Here is a 17,682-nt window from a genome sequence, read left to right as displayed (position 1 = left end):
CCGCAACAGCAAACGCACAGGCAGAGATGGGGCTTCACTGATGGCAGACTCGACGGCAGGATCCGGGACGGATGAGGACGGCATGACACCCGTCAAACCCGTCGAGGCGGAACTGCTCGTGGTGACCGGCATGTCCGGAGCCGGCCGGAGCACCGCCTCGGACGCCCTCGAGGACCACGGCTGGTACGTCGTGGAAAACCTCCCGCCGCAGATGCTCGGCACGCTCGCGGAGCTGGTGTCGCGCACACCGCACTCGATGTCCAAGCTCGCCGTCGTGATGGATGTCCGGAGCAAGGAACTGTTCGCGGACATGCGCGCTGCCCTCCGCGCCCTCGAGGCCTCCGGGGTAACCTTCCGCGTGCTGTTCCTCGATGCTAACGACGACGTCCTGGTCCGCCGCTTCGAGCAGGGCCGCCGGCCGCACCCGCTTCAGGGCGGCGGCCGGATCCTCGACGGCATCGCCGCCGAGCGGGAGCTTGTCCGTGATCTGAGGGACACGGCCGACATCGTCCTGGATACGTCCTCCCTCAACGTGCACGGCCTGGCGACGGCCATCACCGAGCTCTTCAGCGAGACCGGTCCGGTGGCCCTGCGGCTGAACGTCATGAGCTTCGGTTTCAAGTACGGGTTGCCCGTGGACGCCAACTTCGTGGCCGATGCCCGCTTCATCCCCAACCCGCATTGGGTGCCGCAGCTGCGGCCGCACACCGGGCTGGACAAGGACGTCAGCGACTACGTGCTGGAAGCGCAGGGCGTCAGCGACTTCGTGGAGCGCTACGTCCTGGCCCTGGAACCGGTCCTGGACGGGTACCGGCGTGAGAACAAGCACTACGCCACGATCGCGGTGGGTTGCACCGGCGGCAAGCACCGCTCCGTCGCGGTGGCCGTCGAGCTCTCACGGAGGCTGGCGCAGTATCCGCGCGTCACCGTGACCACCACGCACCGGGACCTGGGCCGCGAATAATGGCGCTGCTGACCGGCCCGCTGCCCCTCGTCCCGCCCGCCAGCGCGGCATTCGCCAGCCAGCAGGACAAAGGCCCCTCCGTAGTGGCGCTCGGCGGCGGCCACGGCCTCTCCGCGTCGCTGTCCGCCCTGCGGCTTCTCACCTCCGAACTCACCGCGATCGTCACCGTCGCGGACGACGGCGGATCCTCCGGCCGGCTCCGTGAAGAGTACGGCGTCCTGCCGCCCGGGGACCTCCGCATGGCCCTGTCCGCGCTGTGCGACGACACCGACTGGGGCCGCACCTGGCGCGACGTCATGCAGCACCGCTTTGCCCCCGGCAAGGGCCGCGGCGGCTCCCTCGACGAGCACGCCATGGGCAATCTCCTGATCGTCACCCTCTGGGAACTCCTGGGCGACACGGTCGCCGGCCTGAAGTGGGCCGGCGCCCTCCTCGGCGCACGCGGTGAAGTCCTGCCGATGTCCAGCATCCCGCTGACCATCGAAGGCCAGGTCCGGGTCACGGCCCCGGACGGCACCACGGCGTTGCAGACCCTGACGGGGCAGGCCAAGTGTGCCGTCGCGGGGTCCCTCGAACGAGTCCGGCTGTTACCGGAGGACGCCCCCGCCTGCATGGAAGCCCTGACCGCGATCGAACTGGCCGACTGGGTGATCCTGGGCCCGGGCTCCTGGTACACCTCCGTCCTGCCGCACCTGCTGCTCCCGGAAATGCGCGAGGCCCTCTGCAACACGGCGGCCCGGCGCTGCCTGACAATGAACCTCGCCACCGACACCAAGGAGACCGCCGGCATGACCGCCGCGGACCACCTCCGGGTGCTGCGCGAGTACGCGCCGGAGTTCACGGTCGATGTCGTCCTGGCCGATCCGGCGTCGGTCCAGGACCTGCCCGACTTCGAGCAGGCGGCCGGAATGCTCGGTGCCGAGGTGGTCTTGGGTAAAGTGGGGGCGTCTGGTCGCCGTCCGGTCCACGATCCGTTGCGGCTGGCGACGGCGTACCACGATATTTTCGGGAATAGTTAGGAAAGGTGCCATGGCACTGACAGCATCAGTCAAGGAAGAACTTTCCCGTCTGGATATCAAGAAGTCCTCGGTCCGCAAAGCCGAGGTATCGGCCATGCTCCGCTTCGCCGGCGGGCTGCACATCATCTCGGGCCGGATTGTGATCGAAGCCGAGGTCGACCTCGCATCGACCGCCCGGCGGCTGCGTGCCGCCATCGCCGAAGTGTACGGCCACCAGAGCGAGATCATCGTCGTCTCCGGCGGCGGCCTGCGCCGCGGCAGCCGCTACGTGGTGCGCGTGGTCCGCGATGGCGAGGCCCTGGCCCGCCAGACCGGTCTCCTGGACACCCGCGGCCGGCCCGTCCGGGGCCTGCCCTCCGTAGTGGTCAATGGATCGGCCGCGGACGCCGAGGCCGTCTGGCGCGGCGCCTTCCTGGCCCACGGCTCACTCACCGAGCCCGGCCGCTCCTCCTCCATGGAAGTCACGTGCCCCGGCCCCGAGTCGGCCCTGGCCCTCGTCGGCGCGGCCCGCCGGCTCGGCATCCAGGCCAAGGCCCGCGAGGTCAGGGGAGTGGACCGTGTGGTGATCCGCGACGGCGACACGATCGCCGCGCTGCTGACCCGCATGGGCGCCCACGACGCGCTCATGGTCTGGGAGGAACGCCGCATGCGCAAGGAAGTGCGTGCCACCGCCAACCGGCTCGCGAACTTCGATGACGCGAACCTGCGCCGCTCCGCCCAGGCCGCCGTCGCCGCCGGAGCCCGGGTGGACCGTGCCCTGGAAATCCTGGGCGACGACGTCCCGGACCACCTCAAGTACGCCGGGGAGCTGCGGGTCGCGCACAAGCAGGCCAGCCTGGACGAGCTCGGCCGCCTCGCCGACCCTGTCATGACCAAGGACGCCATTGCCGGCCGGATCCGCCGGCTCCTGGCGATGGCGGACAAGCGGGCCCAGGACCTCGGCATCCCGGGCACGGAAGCCAATGTGACGCCGGAAATGCTCGACGACTAGCGTCACCTTAGAATCAAGAACAGATTTCCGGATGCCCGGCATCCGGATGCACAATCCGAGAGTTACCGAACCGGACAACCCGTCCACGACATTGGAGGATTTTGTGACCGAGTACGTATTGCCTCAGCTCGACTATGACTACGCAGCGCTGGAGCCGCACATCTCCGCGAAGATCATGGAGCTGCACCACAGCAAGCACCACGCGGCCTACGTGGCTGGCGCCAACAACGCCCTCGCCCAGCTGGCCGAGGCGCGCGAGAAGGGCGACTTCGCCAACATCAACCGCCTCTCCAAGGACCTCGCGTTCCACACCGGCGGCCACATCAACCACTCCGTCTTCTGGAAGAACCTCTCCCCGGACGGCGGCGACAAGCCCGAAGGCGAGCTCGCGGCGGCCATCGACGACGCCTTCGGCTCGTTCGACGCCTTCCGTGCCCAGTTCAGCGCCGCGGCGCTGGGCCTGCAGGGCTCCGGCTGGGGCTTCCTGGCCTACGAGCCGATCGGCGGCAACCTGGTCATCGAGCAGCTCTATGACCAGCAGGGCAACGTCGCGCTCGGCACCACTCCACTGCTGATGCTGGACATGTGGGAGCACGCCTTCTACCTGGACTACGTCAACGTCAAGGCCGACTACGTCAAGGCGTTCTGGAACATCGTGAACTGGGCCGACGTCGCCAAGCGCTTCGACGCTGCCCGCAAGAACGCGACGGGCCTCATCACGCTGTAAGGGTGACAGGACCGACTCCTGTTTGTAACAAAGCTCACATTACGGCCGGTTCGGCCCGAAATGTGGACGGACTGCCCCCGCACTTGCGGGGGCAGTCCCAGTTAAACGTAAGATGGATCACGGAAGGCGGTTAGCCTTCAGCAACGTGGCTGGTCGTCCTCCGATCTGGTAATTATCTCTGCCCAATGGCGTGCGGGATCTGTTAGTTGGCTTGAACGCCTTCTCAACTAGTCGTGCTCGCAAGAGCACCAAGGAGACTGAAAACGTGACGACCCGTATTGGCATCAACGGCTTTGGCCGTATCGGCCGCAACTACTTCCGCGCCGCCCTCGCACAGGGCGCCGACCTTGAGATCGTTGCAGTCAACGACCTCACGAGCCCGGAAGCCCTCGCTCACCTCTTCAAGTACGACTCCGTGGGCGGCCGCCTGGCGGAATCCATCGAGGTCAAGGACGGCAACATCGTCGTCGACGGCAAGACCGTGAAGGTCCTCGCCGAGCGCGATCCCGCCAAGCTGCCCTGGGGCGAGCTCGGCGTTGACATCGTCATCGAGTCCACCGGCTTCTTCACGAAGGCCGCCGACGCGCAGAAGCACATCGACGCCGGCGCCAAGAAGGTCCTGATCTCCGCCCCCGCCTCCGGCGAGGACATCACGATCGTGATGGGCGTCAACGACGGACTGTACGACGACGCTGCGCACCACATCATCTCCAACGCCTCCTGCACCACCAACTGCCTCGGCCCGCTGGCCAAGGTTGTCAACGACGCCTTCGGCATCGAGCGCGGCCTGATGACGACCATCCACGCGTACACCGCCGACCAGAACCTGCAGGACGGCCCGCACAACGACCTCCGCCGCGCCCGCGCCGCCGCCATCAACATGGTCCCCACCTCCACGGGTGCGGCCAAGGCAATCGGCCTGGTCCTGCCGGAGCTCAAGGGCAAGCTGGACGGTTACGCCATCCGCGTCCCGGTCCCCACCGGCTCGGCCACGGACCTGACCGTCACGGTTTCGCGCGAAACCACCGTCGAGGAAGTCAACGCCGCCCTCAAGGCAGCCTCCGAGAGCGAAGAGCTCAAGGGCCTGCTGACCTACACCGACGAGCCCATTGTCTCCTCGGACATCGTCGGCGACCCGGCATCCTCCATCTTCGACTCCGGCCTGACCAAGGTGATCGGCAACCAGGTCAAGGTTGTGTCCTGGTATGACAACGAGTGGGGCTACTCCAACCGCCTCGTGGACCTCACGGAGCTTGTTGCGTCCAAGCTGGGCTAGGGTAAGACTCATGACATTCCACACCCTCAACGAACTGATCGCTGATGGTGTCCGCGGGCGGTACGTTCTGGTCAGAAGTGACCTGAACGTGCCGCTCGACGGCTCTACAGTGACTGACGACGGCCGCATCAAGGCCTCCCTGCCAGTGCTGGCGAAGCTCACGGACGCCGGTGCCCGCGTGCTGGTCACAGCACACCTGGGCCGCCCCAAGGGCGCCCCCGAAGACAAGTACTCGCTCAAGCCGGCCGCCACGCGACTGGCCGAGCTTGCCGGGTTCAAGGTCACCCTTGCCGGCGACACGGTCGGCGAGTCGGCCAAGGAGCTGTCCTCCGCCCTCCAGGACGGCGAAGTGCTCGTCCTGGAAAACGTGCGTTTCGACGCCCGGGAGACCTCCAAGGACGACGCCGAACGCGGCGCCTTCGCGGACGAGCTCGTCGCCCTCACCAGCGACAACGGCGCGTTCGTCGATGACGCCTTCGGCGCAGTGCACCGCAAGCACGCCAGCGTGTACGACGTCGCCACCCGGCTGCCGTCCTACCAGGGCGACCTCGTCCGCACGGAGGTCGAGGTGCTGCGCAAGCTCACCACCGACACCCAGCGGCCCTACGTCGTCGTCCTTGGCGGCTCCAAGGTCTCGGACAAGCTCGCCGTGATCGACAACCTCATCGGCAAGGCGGACACGATCCTGGTGGGCGGCGGCATGCTGTTCACCTTCCTTGCCGCCGCGGGCCACAAGGTCGCGGGCAGCCTGCTCGAAGAGGACCAGATCCCGGTCGTGCAGGAATACCTGAAGCGCGCCGCGGACGCCGGCACGGAATTCGTGGTGCCCACCGATGTTGTGGTGGCCAGCAAGTTCGCCGCCGACGCCGAGCACGAGACCGTTGCTGCCGACGCCATCGAGTCCAGCAGCTTCGGCGTGCAGGGCATCGGCCTGGACATCGGACCGGACTCGGCAGCGGCCTTCGCGGAACGGATCAAGGGCGCCAAGACGGTGTTCTGGAACGGCCCCATGGGCGTGTTCGAATTCGCGGCCTTCGCCGGCGGTACCCGCGCCATCGCCCAGGCACTGACCGAGACGGACGCATTCACGGTGGTCGGCGGCGGGGATTCCGCGGCCGCGGTCCGGACCCTCGGCTTCGCCGATGACCAGTTCGGCCACATTTCCACCGGCGGCGGCGCAAGCCTGGAGTACCTTGAAGGCAAGGAACTCCCCGGCCTGAGCGTCCTCGACCGCTAGAAACACCGACCGCTAGAAACACTGGCCGCTAAAGCAGCAGCCGCCAGGCAATCCAGCCGGCAGGGTGCCCGTCCGCAAGGGACCGGGCACCCTGCCGGCTGCTCATACCATCAGCACTCTTGGAGATCATGTGACCACGTCAACCAACGGTAAATTCGATCGCAAGCCCTTCATCGCCGGCAACTGGAAGATGAACATGGACCACGTCCAGGGCATCACCCTCCTGCAGAAGCTCGCGTGGACCCTGTCCGACGCCAAGCACGACTACAGCCGGGTGGAGGTTGCAGTCTTCCCTCCGTTCACAGATCTCCGCGGTGTCCAGACCCTCGTCCAGGGCGACGAACTCGACGTCGTCTACGGCGGCCAGGACCTCTCCCAGTTCGACTCGGGCGCCTACACCGGTGACATCTCCGGACAGTTCCTCGCCAAGCTGGGCTGCAGCTACGTCCTGGTCGGCCACAGCGAACGCCGCACCATCCACAACGAGTCCGATGACGTCCTGAACGCCAAGACCAAGGCCGCTTTCCGGCACGGCATCACCCCCGTCCTGTGCGTGGGTGAAGGACTCGAGATCCGCCAGGCCGGCACCCACGTCGACCACACGCTCGCCCAGCTGCGCGCGGGCGTCGAGGGCCTCACCCCGGAACAGGCCGCCGAACTCGTCGTCGCCTACGAGCCCGTCTGGGCCATCGGCACCGGGGAGGTCGCCGGCCCGGAGGACGCGCAGGAAATGTGCGCCGCAATCCGTGCCGAGTTGGCCACCCTGTTCGGTGCCGACGTCGCCGCCAAGACGCGACTGCTCTACGGGGGGTCGGTCAAGGCGAACAATGCGGCGTCGATCCTGAAGGAGCGCGACGTCGACGGCTTGCTGGTCGGCGGTGCCAGCCTGGACGCTGCGGAGTTTGCTAATATTGTCAGGTTCGAGAGTCACCTGCTGACGGATTAGTCCGGACACAGGTTTGGCCCCCGCAATCCAATTCTTCTGAAAGGCCGTCGTGGACGTTCTTCATGTCATTCTGCAGGTCCTCCTGGGCATCACCAGCCTCCTGCTGACGTTGCTCATCCTGCTCCACAAGGGACGCGGAGGCGGCCTGTCGGACATGTTCGGCGGCGGCATGAGTTCGGGGCTGAGCTCCTCGGGTGTCGCGGAGCGGAACCTCAACCGGTTCACGGTCATCCTCGGTGTCACCTGGGGCGTCGTGATCATCGCCCTCGGCCTGATCATGCGGTTCAGCACAGGCGCCGATTCCTAGCACGTCTTTTCGAGAACTTCATAAGGGGCTTGAGGCCCTCCCGGCATCGGGAACTTCGAACTACACTGTCGCTGGCAAGCACCAATCCACCAGCTGAGTAGCTAGGAGTTCCCGATGCTGCATTCTGCTTCCGGATTCAAGGGAATCCGTGTGGGCGCCACCGAAGGGGCATCACCCCGCCACGAGCCAATGAACGGGGCCGGCGCACGCCAGCCCCGTATTCGTGTCTCCTACCGGTGCGCCAAAGGCCATGAAACCGCGCTCGTGTTCGCCCAACTCCCCGAGGAGCAGATCCCGGGAGTCTGGGACTGCCGGCGCTGCGGCGGCACGGCAACCCGCGACGAAACAAAGTTCGCCTTGGACGACGTGCCAACGGAGGGGTTCAAGACCCACCTGGAATACGTTAAAGAACGGCGCTCCAGCCAGGACGCCGAAGACGTACTGGCCGGAGCGCTGGAACGGCTACGCGCCGGACGGGCCCTTCCGGACGAGCTGCTCGGGGACCCGTGAGGCCGCGTTCTCGTCAATGAGCCACAAGGTCTCCCGGCGGCCCCGCGGCCCGGCCGCGGGAACCTGCACGGGATTGGCGCCGGCCAGGGCCAGGCCCACGGCGCCGGCCTTGTCCTCGCCGGCCACCACCATCCACACCTCTAACGCCGTGTTGATGGCCGGCAGGGTCAGGGAAACCCGGCCCGGCGGCGGCTTGGGGGAGTTCTGGACCCCCACGACGGTCAGTTCCTTCTCCCGGATGCCGGCCTGCTCAGGAAAGAGCGACGCGACGTGCGCGTCCGGGCCGACGCCGAGGAGGACAATGTCCAGGCGCGGAAGCCGGCCCGGGTGTTCCGGCCGGTCATCGGACATGTCCGCGGCGTGCTCGGCGGCGGCCGCGTCAGCGAGCCGGCGCGCATAATCCGCCGCAGCCTCTTCCGGGCTCCCGAAGTCATCGGTGGAACCGGGCACGTGGACCCGCGCCGGATCAACCGGGATGCGGGACAGGAGAGCCTCATGGGCCTGGCGGGCGTTGCGTTCGGCGTTATCCGCCGGCACAAAGCGCTCGTCACCCCACCAGAAGTTCACCTTGGACCAGTCGACGGCCTTCGCGGCCGGGGATTCGGCCACGGCCCTGAGCGAACCGATGCCCATTGTGCCCCCGGTAAGCACCACCGTGGCTTCGCCGTGCCGGTCCTGGATGTCCACGAGCTTGGTGATCAGGCGGGCTGCGATCGCAGCCATCAGGACGGTCGAGTCAGGATGGATGCTTACTCTGGGGTCAGCGCTCACTGGGACGGACACTCCTTAGATTGGTACGTGGCAGTCCCATAGTAATCACTTCGCCGAAGACCTCGTCGGGGTCCAGGCGGCGAAGTTCTTCTGCCAGGCAGTCCTTGAGGCTGCGGCGGGGCAGGGAGATCCGCTGCGCCGGCTGGCCGGGCTGGGTCAGTTCGGCGATGGTCAGTCCGGGCCGGAAGAGCTGGACGTCGCCGCCGGTGCGGGTCAGCCGGACCCGCCGGATCCCGGTGCCGGCCGGGTCCGCGACGATCGTGACGGGAGCGTCCAGGGCCAGGGTCAGCCAGGCCGCGAGCAGGATGGTGCTGGGGGAGTCCGAGGCACCTTCGACGGCGACGGCCGTGACGGGTGAGTCGTCCACTTGGTCCAGGACCGCGGCCAGCTGGATCCGCCAGTTGGTCAGGCGGGTCCAGGCGAGGTCGGTGTCGCCGGCTTTGTAGGTGCGGCGGATGTTCTCCAGCGCCGCGACCGGGTCCGCCTCGTTGGCCGAGTCGGTGATCCGGCGGTGCGCGATGCCCCCGATCGAGGTCTGGCACGCGTTCCGCGGGGCGCCGTGTGGCCACCAGGCCACGATCGGGGCGTCCGGCAGCAGCAGCGCCGCGACGAGGGATTCGCTTTCCTCGGCGAGTTCGCCGTAGCCGCGCAGCAGGATGACCTCGGAGGCCCCGGCGTCGCCGCCGACGCGGATCTGCGCGTCCAGCCGGGTCGGGGCGGAGGCCCCGGCATCGGCGAGGACGATGATCCGGCACGGGTGTTCCCGGCTGGCCTCGTTGGCGGCCTCGATGGCCTCCTCCTCGAGCCCGGAGCGGGTGACGACCACAAGGGTCAGGACCCGGCCCAGGGCGATCACGCCGCCCTGCTCGCGCAGGGACATGATCTTTTTGGAAATCTTGGAGGTGGTGGTGTCGGGGAGGTCTACGATCATGGCCTTCTCCAGGTTCGTCCGTCGCGGGCAAGGAGTTCATCGGCTGAGGCGGGACCCCAGCTGCCGGGCCGGTAGGGCTCGGGCTGTTCGTCCAGGGACGCCCAGTAGTCCTCGAACGGGTCAAGGATCTTCCAGGACAGCTCGACCTCGGCGTGGCGCGGGAACAGCGGCGGCTCTCCCAGCAGCACGTCCAGGATGAGCCGCTCGTAGGCTTCCGGGCTGGACTCGGTGAAGGAGTGCCCGTAGCCGAAGTCCATGGTGACGTCGCGGACCTCCATCTGGGTGCCCGGGACCTTGGACCCGAACCGGATCGTGGCGCCCTCGTCGGGCTGGACCCGGATCACCACGGCGTTCTGGCCGAAGTCGTCTTCGCCGTGGTCGGTGAAGAGCAGGTTCGGGGCGCGCTTGAACACGACGGCGATTTCCGTCACCCGGCGGCCCAGGCGTTTGCCGGCGCGCAGGTAGAACGGCACGCCGGACCAGCGGCGGGTGTTGATGTCCACCCGGATCGCGGCGAACGTCTCGGTCTTCGAATCGGCCGGGATGCCCTCTTCCTCCAGGTAGCCCAGGACCTCCTCGCCGCCCTGCCAGCCGCCGGTGAACTGCCCGCGGGCCGAGTGGGTGGAGAGGTCGTGCGGGAGCCGGACGGCGGAGAGGACCTTTTCCTTCTCCGCGCGCAGGTCGTCCGCATTGAAGGAGATTGGCTCCTCCATGGCCGTCAGGGCCAGGAGCTGCAGCAGGTGGTTCTGGATGACGTCGCGGGCCGCGCCCACGCCGTCGTAGTACCCGGCCCGGCCGCCGGTGCCGATGTCCTCGGCCATGGTGATCTGGACGTGGTCCACGTAGTTGGCGTTCCAGAGCGGCTCGAAGAGCTGGTTGGCGAAGCGCAGTGCCAGGATGTTCTGCACCGTCTCCTTGCCCAGGTAGTGGTCGATCCGGAACACGGAATCCGGCGGGAACACCGATTCGACAATGTCGTTGAGCTGCCGGGCCGACTCGAGGTCATGCCCGAAGGGCTTCTCGATCACCACGCGGCGCCACTTGTCGCCCTCGGCCTGGGCCAGGCCGTGCTTGGAGAGCTGGCGGCAGACCTGCTCGAAGGCCTTCGGCGGGATCGAGAGGTAGAACGCGTGGTTGCCGCGCGTCCCGCGCTGCTCGTCGAGCTCATCAATCGTGTCCGAGAGCCGCTTGAACGCCTCGTCGTCGTCGAACTCGCCCTGTACGAAGCGGATGCCCTCCGAGAGCTGCTTCCAGACCGTTTCATCAAACGGGGTCCGGGCATACGCCTTGACGGACTCCCTGACCTCCGCGGCGAAGTCCTCGTTCTCCCACTCCCGGCGGGCAAAGCCCACCAGGGCGAAACTCGGCGGCAGCAGCCCGCGGTTGGCGAGGTCATACACGGCCGGCATGAGCTTCTTCCGGGCGAGGTCCCCGGTCACCCCGAAGAGGACCAGCGATGACGGCCCGGCAATACGGTTCAGACGGCGATCACGCGGGTCGCGGAGCGGATTGCGCCTCCGGCCGGCCGTGGTCCTGCCGCCGTTGTAGGTTTCTGGCATGGTTGCGTGGGTGCCTTAGCTTTCGGTGGAAGGTGCTGCCTGGCCGGCAAGCGTCGTGACGAGCTCCTGGAGCTGCTTCACACCCGCTGCCCGGTCGGTCAGGTGCAGCCGGAGGACCGGACGGCCGTGCTCGGACAGGACCTGGGCGTCCCCGGCGGCCTGCGCCGAGATCAGCTCGCCGAACGTGAACGGGCGGTCCGGGATGGCCAGGTCCATGGCGGACGCGGCCGTGACCTGCAGGAAGACGCCGATCGCAGGTCCGCCCTTGTGGAACTGGCCCGTCGAGTGCAGGAAGCGGGGGCCCCAGCCGAACGTGACCGGGCGCCGGCTCAGGGCCGCCAGCTGGTCACGGACACCCTCGAAGCCTGCGTAGGCGAGCCGGTCGAAATAGGCCTGAACGCTGAGGTAGCTGTCCTCTGCGAGCTGGGCCAGCAGCGCGGAGACGGCGGCAGACGCCGTCGAGGCATCTCCCAGCCAGTCGCCGCCGCGGACCTCGATGGCGCCGTCGGTGAAGTTCGCGGGCGTCGGCTTCGGCTGTGCGTCCAGCAGGCCGCGTGCGGCCACCTTGGCGGCCTCGACGTCGGGCTGGTCAAACGGGTTGATGCCCAGCAGCCGGCCGGCTACGGCGGTGGCGAATTCCCACACCATCATCTGCGTCGCCAGGCCCCCGGCAATGGCAACCTCGTTCTCGCCGAGCTGCACGTCGTCGGCATCCGCCGAGACGAGCCGGATCACCAGGACATCCGGTGCGCCCAGGGTGGCTTCGGGGGAGGCGGGGCCGGCCACGACCGGCAGCACGCCGGTGCCCAGCTTGCCCGTGGATTCGGCGATGAGCTGTTCGGCCCAGTCGGCGAACCCGACGATCCCGGACCCGTCTTCTGCGATGACGATCTTGTTGCGCAGCGGGCTGGTGCCGCCCAGGGCCGTGCCGAGGGCGAGGCCGATGTTGTCTTCCGAGTCGTCGTTGAGGATCTCGGCGGCCTCTTCGGCCTCATCCAGGAACGCCTGGATGTCCACGCCGGCCAGCCCGCAGGGGACCAGCCCGAACGCGGTCAGCGCCGAGAAGCGGCCGCCGACGTTGGGGTCGGCGTTGAAGACTGCGCGGTAGCCGGCCTCACGGGAGGCCTTGTCCAGGGGCGAGCCCGGGTCGGTGACGATGATGATGCGGCTCTTTGCGTCGATGCCGGCATCGGTAAATGCCTGTTCGAAGATCCGGCGCTGTGAATCGGTCTCGACCGTGGAGCCGGACTTGGACGAAACAACGATGGCGGTTTCGGCCAGCCGGTCCACGAGGGCGGCACTGACCTGTTCGGGGTCGGTGCTGTCCAGCACGGTCAGCTCGACGCCAGCGGTGCCCGCAATGACTTCAGGTGCCAGCGAGGAACCGCCCATGCCGCACAGGACAATGCGCGTCACGCCGTCGGCCTTCAGTGCGTCGCGGAGTGCCAGGATCCCGCTGACCAGGGGCTGGGAGACGGTGGCCGCCTCGACCCAGCCCAGCCGGACAGCCGACTCGGCTTCGGCGTCGGGACCCCACAGGGTATGGTCCTTCGCGAAGATCCGGGTGGCAATGCGGTCCTCCAGCAGTGCGGGGAGGTGCTGTTCGTGGGCCTGGCGGGCTGCGCCGGTGGCGTCGTAGCTGAGTGTGCTCATGGTGGGTTAGGAAGCCTTCCGTGCAGAGGCCAGGGCGCCTTCGACGTCGCCCAGGAGTTCCTTCCAGCTGGCCACGAACTTGTCCAGGCCTTCGGACTCAAGCAGTGCCACGACGTCGTTGTAGGAGATCCCCAGGTTGTCGAGGGAGTTCAGCGTCGCGTTGGCGTCGTCGTAGCCGCGGGTGACGGTGTCGCCCGTCACCACGCCGTGGTCGAACGTGGCGTCCAGGGTCTTCTCCGGCATCGTGTTGACCACGCCAGGTGCGACGAGTTCGGTGACGTACAGGGTGTCCGGGTAGGCCGGGTCCTTCACACCGGTGGAGGCCCACAGCGGGCGCTGCGGCAGGGCGCCGGCTTCGGCGAGGAGGGCCCAGCGTTCGGTGGAGAAGAGCTCCTCGTAGACCTGGTAGGCCAGTCGGGCGTTGGCCAGGCCGGCCTTGCCCTTGAGTGCCTTGGCTTCGTCGGTGCCGATGGCATCGAGGCGCTTGTCGATCTCGGCGTCGACGCGGGAGACGAAGAAGGACGCGACGGAGTGGATCGTGGAGAGGTCGTGGCCGTTGCCCTTGGCCTGCTCCAGGCCGGACTGGAAGGCGTTGATGACGGCGCGGTAGCGTTCCAGCGAGAAGATCAGGGTCACGTTGACGCTGATGCCCTCGGCCAGGGTGGCCGTGATGGCTTCGAGGCCCTCGAGGGTTGCCGGGATCTTGATCAGGACGTTGTCCTTGTTGACCTTCTTGTACAGGTGCTTCGCTTCGGCGATGGTGCCGGCGGTGTCCCAGGCAAGGCGGGGGTCCACCTCGATGGACACGCGGCCGTCGACGCCCTTGGTCGCGGCGGCGACGGGAGCGAAGAGGTCGCAGGCGTCGGCGACGTCGGTGGTGGTGATTTCGAAGACGGTCTCTTCAACGGTGGAGCCGGCCGCGGCCTGGGCAGCGATGACGGCGTCGTAGTCCGTGCCGGAGGTGATGGCGGCATGGAAGATGGACGGGTTGGTGGTGACGCCAACGACGTTCTTCTCTTCGATGAGCTTGCGCAGGGTACCGGTCTGCAGGCGGCCGCGGGAGAGGTCGTCGAGCCAGATCGAGACGCCGGCGTCGGAGAGCTGCTGGGTGGGGGTAGTCATGTCATAACTCCTGGAAATGATGGGTTCCGGGGGCACAGCGTCCCCCGGAACCATGGGGGTGGGTCAGTTTGTGACGCTGGCGAGCGAGTCCTTCGCGGCAGCGGTGACGGCTTCGGCGGTAATGCCGAATTCCTGGAAGAGGCGCTTGTAGTCCGCGGAGGCACCGAAGTGCTCAAGGCTGATGGAGCGGCCGGCGTCGCCGACGAATTCCTTCCAGCCCAGGGCAAGTCCTGCTTCGACGGAGACGCGCGCCTTGACGGCGGCCGGCAGGACGGCTTCGCGGTAGGCGGCGTCCTGCTTGTTGAACCATTCCACGCAGGGCATGGAGACGACGCGGGCGGCGATGCCCTCGGCCTGCAGGGCCTCACGGGCGGCCACGGCGAGCTGAACTTCGGAGCCGGTACCGATCAGGATGACCTCGGCCGGGACCGTCGCGCCGTCCTTGGAGGCTTCGGCGAGGACGTATCCGCCCCTGGCCACGCCGGCGGTGGAACCGAAGGTGTCGCCGCTGGCGTCGCCTTCACCGCGGGCGTATGTGGGGATGTTCTGCCGGGTCAGGACGATGCCGGCCGGGTTCTCGTGGTTCTCCAGCATGACCTTCCACGCCGCAGCGACCTCGTTCGCGTCGCCGGGGCGGACGACGTCCAGTCCCGGGATCGCCCGGAGGGAGGCCAGCTGTTCCACGGGCTGGTGGGTGGGGCCGTCCTCGCCCAGGCCGATGGAGTCGTGCGTCCAGACGTACAGGGACGGCACGCCCATGAGGGCGCCGAGGCGGATCGCGGGGCGCTGGTAGTCGGAGAAGATCAGGAACGTTCCCGAGAACGCCCGGGTCCGGCCGTGCAGGCTGATCCCGTTCACGATCGACGCGGCGGCGTGCTCGCGGATGCCGAAGTGCAGCACCCGGCCGTACGGGTTGCCCTTCCAGGCCCCGGTGGAGCGTGAGGCCGGGATGAACGAGGGCGAGCCTTCGATCGTGGTGTTGTTCGATTCGGCGAGGTCGGCGGAGCCGCCCCAGAGTTCGGGCATGACCGGGCCGATCGCGTTCAGGACCTTGCCGGATGCGGCGCGGGTGGAAACGTCCTTGCCGGCTTCGAAGACCGGCAGTGCGGCGTCGAGCTCGACCGGAAGCTTCTTGGCTTCGATGCGCTCAAGCAGGGCGGCGTTCTCCGGGTTGGCGGACTGCCAGGCCTCGAAGCTGCTCTGCCAGGCGGTGCGGGCCTCGGCGCCGCGGGCCTGCGCCTCGCGGGTGTGAGCCAGGACGTCATCGTCGACCTGGAACGCGCGCTCCGGATCGAAGCCCAGGACCTTCTTCAGGGCCGCGACTTCCTCGGCGCCCAGGGCCGAGCCGTGGATCTTGCCGGTGTTCTGCTTCTTCGGCGCAGGGTAGCCGATGATGGTGCGCAGCGAAATGATCGAGGGCTTGCCGGTCTCGGCCTTTGCGGCCAGCAGCGCGGCATGGAGTTCGGCGACGTCTTCGACGTATTCGCCGGTGCGGGTCCAGTCGACCCGCTGGGTGTGCCAGCCGTAGGCCTCGTAGCGGGCCAGCACGTCTTCGGTGAAGGCGATGTCGGTGTCGTCCTCGATCGAGATGTGGTTCTCGTCGTAGATCACCACGAGGTTGCCCAGTTCCTGGTGCCCGGCCAAGGACGATGCCTCGGACGTGACGCCTTCCTGGAGGTCGCCGTCGGAGGCGATGACCCAGATGGTGTGGTCGAACGGGGACTCGCCGGCGGGGGCGTCGGCGTCGAACAGGCCGCGCATCCGGCGCTGGGAGTACGCGAAGCCGACCGCTGAGGCCAAGCCCTGGCCCAGCGGGCCGGTGGTGATCTCCACACCGGCGGTGTGCTTGTATTCCGGGTGGCCCGGGGTCAGGGAGCCCCAGGTGCGCAGGGCTTCCAGGTCCTTCAGTTCCAGCCCGTAGCCGGAAAGGAACAGCTGGATGTACAGGGTCAGGGAAGTGTGGCCCGGGGACAGGATGAACCGGTCACGGCCCAGCCAGTCCGGGTTCTTCGGGTCGTGGCGCATCAGCTTCTGGAAGAGAAGGTACGCGGCCGGGGCCAGGCTCATCGCGGTCCCGGGGTGGCCGTTGCCCACCTTCTCCACCGCGTCCGCGGCCAGCACCCGGACAGTGTCCACGGCGCGCTGGTCCAAGGTAGTCCATGACAGTTCTTGCTCTTCCAAATGTGGCACGAAAACCGGGCCCCTCTCTGTGCTGACGGCCGGCGGTACGCTTGGTCCCACCCCGGGCACAGTTCGGTGCCCGCTGCAGTACGTACCAGCCGTTCACCATCGAAACGTTGATCTATCATTCAGACGCAGATCCAGAGCCGCCGGTTTCGGCAATTGCCGGGCAATTACTCGGCAATTGCGTTGGTGCGTGCCCGTGTGCGCTGATCTAAGAACAGCCTAGTCCCATTCCACTTGGTGGTCAGCGTATATCTCACCAATTGGACCTGATTTCGCTTATATGAATCACCGCGCGTTATTGCGCCCGTGAGCCGGCGTTAACGCGCCCGAATCATTGGGGCCCGGCGGCGGGCCGGGTGCGCGCAGCGTCACGGTATGATGGGTGGTGGCCTTCGACTGGGGCAAGGACACGGGCGTGCGCTGCGCGCAGAGCCCGTCTGCAGCAAAAAGCGTTGCGACATCCACCCGGGGCTGCCAGCCAGACAGAACTGCCCAGACAGAACAGAGTGACTGCCACCGTGAGCACAACAAATACGCCGCTGAACGCCTCCCCGGCCTCGGCAAGAATGGGCTTCGGCCGCAAAGCCAAGGCCTACCTGGCGCTCACGAAGCCCCGAGTCATCGAGCTCCTGCTCGTCAGCACCTTGCCCACCATGATCTACGCCGAGCGCGGATTCCCCTCGATCGGCCTGATTCTGGCGACGCTCGTGGGCGGCGCTTTCGCGGCAGGCTCTGCCGGTGCCTTCAACTGCTACATCGACCGCGACATCGACAAGCTCATGCACCGCACCGAGAACCGGCCGCTGGTCACCGGCGAGGTCACCCCCCGCGAAGCACTGATCTTCTCCTGGCTGCTGGGCGCCGCGGCGATCGCCATCCTCTGGTTCGGGGCCAACCCGCTCGCCGCATGGCTGGGCCTCGGCGCCATCGTCTTCTACGTGGTCATCTACACCATGATCCTCAAGCGACGCACCGCCCAGAACATCGTCTGGGGCGGCGCCGCGGGCTGCTTCCCTGTCCTGATCGCCTGGGCCGCCGTCACCAACACGGTGGAGTGGCCCGCCGTCGTGCTCTTCATGGTGATCTTCCTCTGGACCCCGCCGCACTACTGGCCGCTGTCGATGCGGTACGGCGAGGACTACCGCAACGCCAACGTGCCGATGCTGGGCGCCATCGCCGGCGCCAAGGTGGTCTCGGTGCAGGTGGTGCTTTACGCGTGGGCCATGGTGGCATGCTCGCTCCTGCTGATCCCGGCCGGCGGCGCGGGCTGGGTGTACACGGTGACCGCCGTCGCGGCCGGCGCGTGGTTCCTGTACGAGTCGCACGCCCTGTACAACCGCGCCCAGTCTGGCGACGTCTCCAACAAGGGCGCCATGAAGGTCTTTCACGGCTCCATCAGCTACCTGACACTTCTCTTCATTGCCCTGGCGGTGGACCCGTTCATCGGCTCGGCGGTCATGGGCGGCTGAGTCCTCCCTGTTC

At 67.6% G+C, this 17,682-nt stretch carries 16 protein-coding genes; 10 read left to right on the top strand and 6 right to left on the bottom strand.

Annotated elements, in window-relative coordinates:
- Window positions 1-40 precede the first annotated feature (40 nt).
- The 9 genes from rapZ (at window position 41) to ACVWZ7_RS00380 (ending at window position 7,977) form a co-directional block, all read left to right on the top strand.
- Window positions 41-964, top strand: a complete 924-nt coding sequence (gene rapZ, locus ACVWZ7_RS00420) for an RNase adapter RapZ (protein ID WP_456506545.1) — start codon at window positions 41-43, stop codon at window positions 962-964.
- Window positions 964-1,983, top strand: a complete 1,020-nt coding sequence (locus ACVWZ7_RS00415; RefSeq protein ID WP_456506544.1) for a gluconeogenesis factor YvcK family protein — start codon at window positions 964-966, stop codon at window positions 1,981-1,983. The genes rapZ and ACVWZ7_RS00415 overlap by 1 nt, the downstream gene beginning before the upstream one ends.
- Window positions 1,984-1,993: 10 nt before the next feature.
- Complete coding sequence (gene whiA, locus ACVWZ7_RS00410; RefSeq protein WP_091247880.1) at window positions 1,994-2,974, top strand: DNA-binding protein WhiA; 981 nt, start codon at window positions 1,994-1,996, stop codon at window positions 2,972-2,974.
- Window positions 2,975-3,077: 103 nt separating this feature from the next.
- A complete protein-coding gene (locus ACVWZ7_RS00405) occupies window positions 3,078-3,701 on the top strand; it encodes a superoxide dismutase (protein ID WP_018772998.1) in 624 nt (207 codons plus the stop codon).
- A gap of 265 nt (window positions 3,702-3,966) precedes the next feature.
- Complete coding sequence (gene gap / locus ACVWZ7_RS00400) at window positions 3,967-4,977, top strand: type I glyceraldehyde-3-phosphate dehydrogenase (RefSeq protein ID WP_091247878.1); 1,011 nt, start codon at window positions 3,967-3,969, stop codon at window positions 4,975-4,977.
- Window positions 4,978-4,987: 10 nt separating this feature from the next.
- Window positions 4,988-6,214: a phosphoglycerate kinase gene (locus tag ACVWZ7_RS00395; RefSeq protein ID WP_456506543.1), complete on the top strand. Its 1,227-nt coding sequence runs from the start codon at window positions 4,988-4,990 to the stop codon at window positions 6,212-6,214.
- 130 nt (window positions 6,215-6,344) lie between these two features.
- Entirely contained in the window at window positions 6,345-7,160 is an 816-nt protein-coding gene (gene tpiA, locus ACVWZ7_RS00390) for a triose-phosphate isomerase (protein WP_344367752.1), read from the top strand.
- 49 nt (window positions 7,161-7,209) lie between these two features.
- Window positions 7,210-7,467 carry a preprotein translocase subunit SecG gene (secG, locus tag ACVWZ7_RS00385; RefSeq protein WP_116765741.1) on the top strand — a complete coding sequence of 86 codons (258 nt, stop codon included), beginning with the start codon at window positions 7,210-7,212 and terminating at the stop codon, window positions 7,465-7,467.
- 114 nt (window positions 7,468-7,581) lie between these two features.
- Window positions 7,582-7,977 carry an RNA polymerase-binding protein RbpA gene (locus ACVWZ7_RS00380; protein ID WP_091247868.1) on the top strand — a complete coding sequence of 132 codons (396 nt, stop codon included), beginning with the start codon at window positions 7,582-7,584 and terminating at the stop codon, window positions 7,975-7,977.
- On the opposite strand, the gene pgl is transcribed toward ACVWZ7_RS00380, so the two are convergent.
- From pgl to tkt, 6 genes are all read right to left on the bottom strand, one after another.
- Window positions 7,930-8,748, bottom strand: a complete 819-nt coding sequence (pgl, locus tag ACVWZ7_RS00375) for a 6-phosphogluconolactonase (protein WP_344367750.1) — start codon at window positions 8,746-8,748, stop codon at window positions 7,930-7,932. The genes ACVWZ7_RS00380 and pgl overlap by 48 nt on opposite strands.
- Window positions 8,738-9,679 carry a glucose-6-phosphate dehydrogenase assembly protein OpcA gene (locus ACVWZ7_RS00370; RefSeq protein WP_344367749.1) on the bottom strand — a complete coding sequence of 314 codons (942 nt, stop codon included), beginning with the start codon at window positions 9,677-9,679 and terminating at the stop codon, window positions 8,738-8,740. The genes pgl and ACVWZ7_RS00370 overlap by 11 nt, the downstream gene beginning before the upstream one ends.
- On the bottom strand, window positions 9,676-11,238 hold the full coding sequence (gene zwf / locus ACVWZ7_RS00365) for a glucose-6-phosphate dehydrogenase (protein ID WP_344367748.1): 1,563 nt from the start codon (window positions 11,236-11,238) through the stop codon (window positions 9,676-9,678). Before zwf ends, ACVWZ7_RS00370 begins: the two co-directional genes overlap by 4 nt.
- A gap of 15 nt (window positions 11,239-11,253) precedes the next feature.
- On the bottom strand, window positions 11,254-12,891 hold the full coding sequence (locus ACVWZ7_RS00360) for a glucose-6-phosphate isomerase (RefSeq protein WP_456506542.1): 1,638 nt from the start codon (window positions 12,889-12,891) through the stop codon (window positions 11,254-11,256).
- A 6-nt stretch (window positions 12,892-12,897) separates the two neighbouring features.
- Window positions 12,898-14,013: a transaldolase gene (gene tal / locus ACVWZ7_RS00355; protein WP_091254056.1), complete on the bottom strand. Its 1,116-nt coding sequence runs from the start codon at window positions 14,011-14,013 to the stop codon at window positions 12,898-12,900.
- A 63-nt stretch (window positions 14,014-14,076) separates the two neighbouring features.
- Complete coding sequence (gene tkt, locus ACVWZ7_RS00350) at window positions 14,077-16,194, bottom strand: transketolase (RefSeq protein ID WP_456509039.1); 2,118 nt, start codon at window positions 16,192-16,194, stop codon at window positions 14,077-14,079.
- A 512-nt stretch (window positions 16,195-16,706) separates the two neighbouring features.
- On the opposite strand from tkt, the gene ACVWZ7_RS00345 reads away from it, so the two are divergent.
- A complete protein-coding gene (locus ACVWZ7_RS00345; protein ID WP_091254060.1) occupies window positions 16,707-17,669 on the top strand; it encodes a heme o synthase in 963 nt (320 codons plus the stop codon).
- Window positions 17,670-17,682 lie beyond the last annotated feature (13 nt).

Source organism: Arthrobacter sp. TE12232 (genome assembly GCF_054062615.1).
This window is presented reverse-complemented; position numbering and strand designations above follow the sequence as displayed.

Coding starts and splice junctions, on each gene's coding strand:
- ACVWZ7_RS00380 (WP_091247868.1), top strand. CDS start 7,582: ATGCTGCATTCTGCTTCCGGATTCAAGGGAATCCGTGTGGGCGCCACC.
- ACVWZ7_RS00415 (WP_456506544.1), top strand. CDS start 964: ATGGCGCTGCTGACCGGCCCGCTGCCCCTCGTCCCGCCCGCCAGCGCG.
- ACVWZ7_RS00370 (WP_344367749.1), bottom strand. CDS start 9,679: ATGATCGTAGACCTCCCCGACACCACCACCTCCAAGATTTCCAAAAAG.
- tal (WP_091254056.1), bottom strand. CDS start 14,013: ATGACTACCCCCACCCAGCAGCTCTCCGACGCCGGCGTCTCGATCTGG.
- whiA (WP_091247880.1), top strand. CDS start 1,994: ATGGCACTGACAGCATCAGTCAAGGAAGAACTTTCCCGTCTGGATATC.
- ACVWZ7_RS00395 (WP_456506543.1), top strand. CDS start 4,988: ATGACATTCCACACCCTCAACGAACTGATCGCTGATGGTGTCCGCGGG.
- ACVWZ7_RS00360 (WP_456506542.1), bottom strand. CDS start 12,891: ATGAGCACACTCAGCTACGACGCCACCGGCGCAGCCCGCCAGGCCCAC.
- rapZ (WP_456506545.1), top strand. CDS start 41: ATGGCAGACTCGACGGCAGGATCCGGGACGGATGAGGACGGCATGACA.
- zwf (WP_344367748.1), bottom strand. CDS start 11,238: ATGCCAGAAACCTACAACGGCGGCAGGACCACGGCCGGCCGGAGGCGC.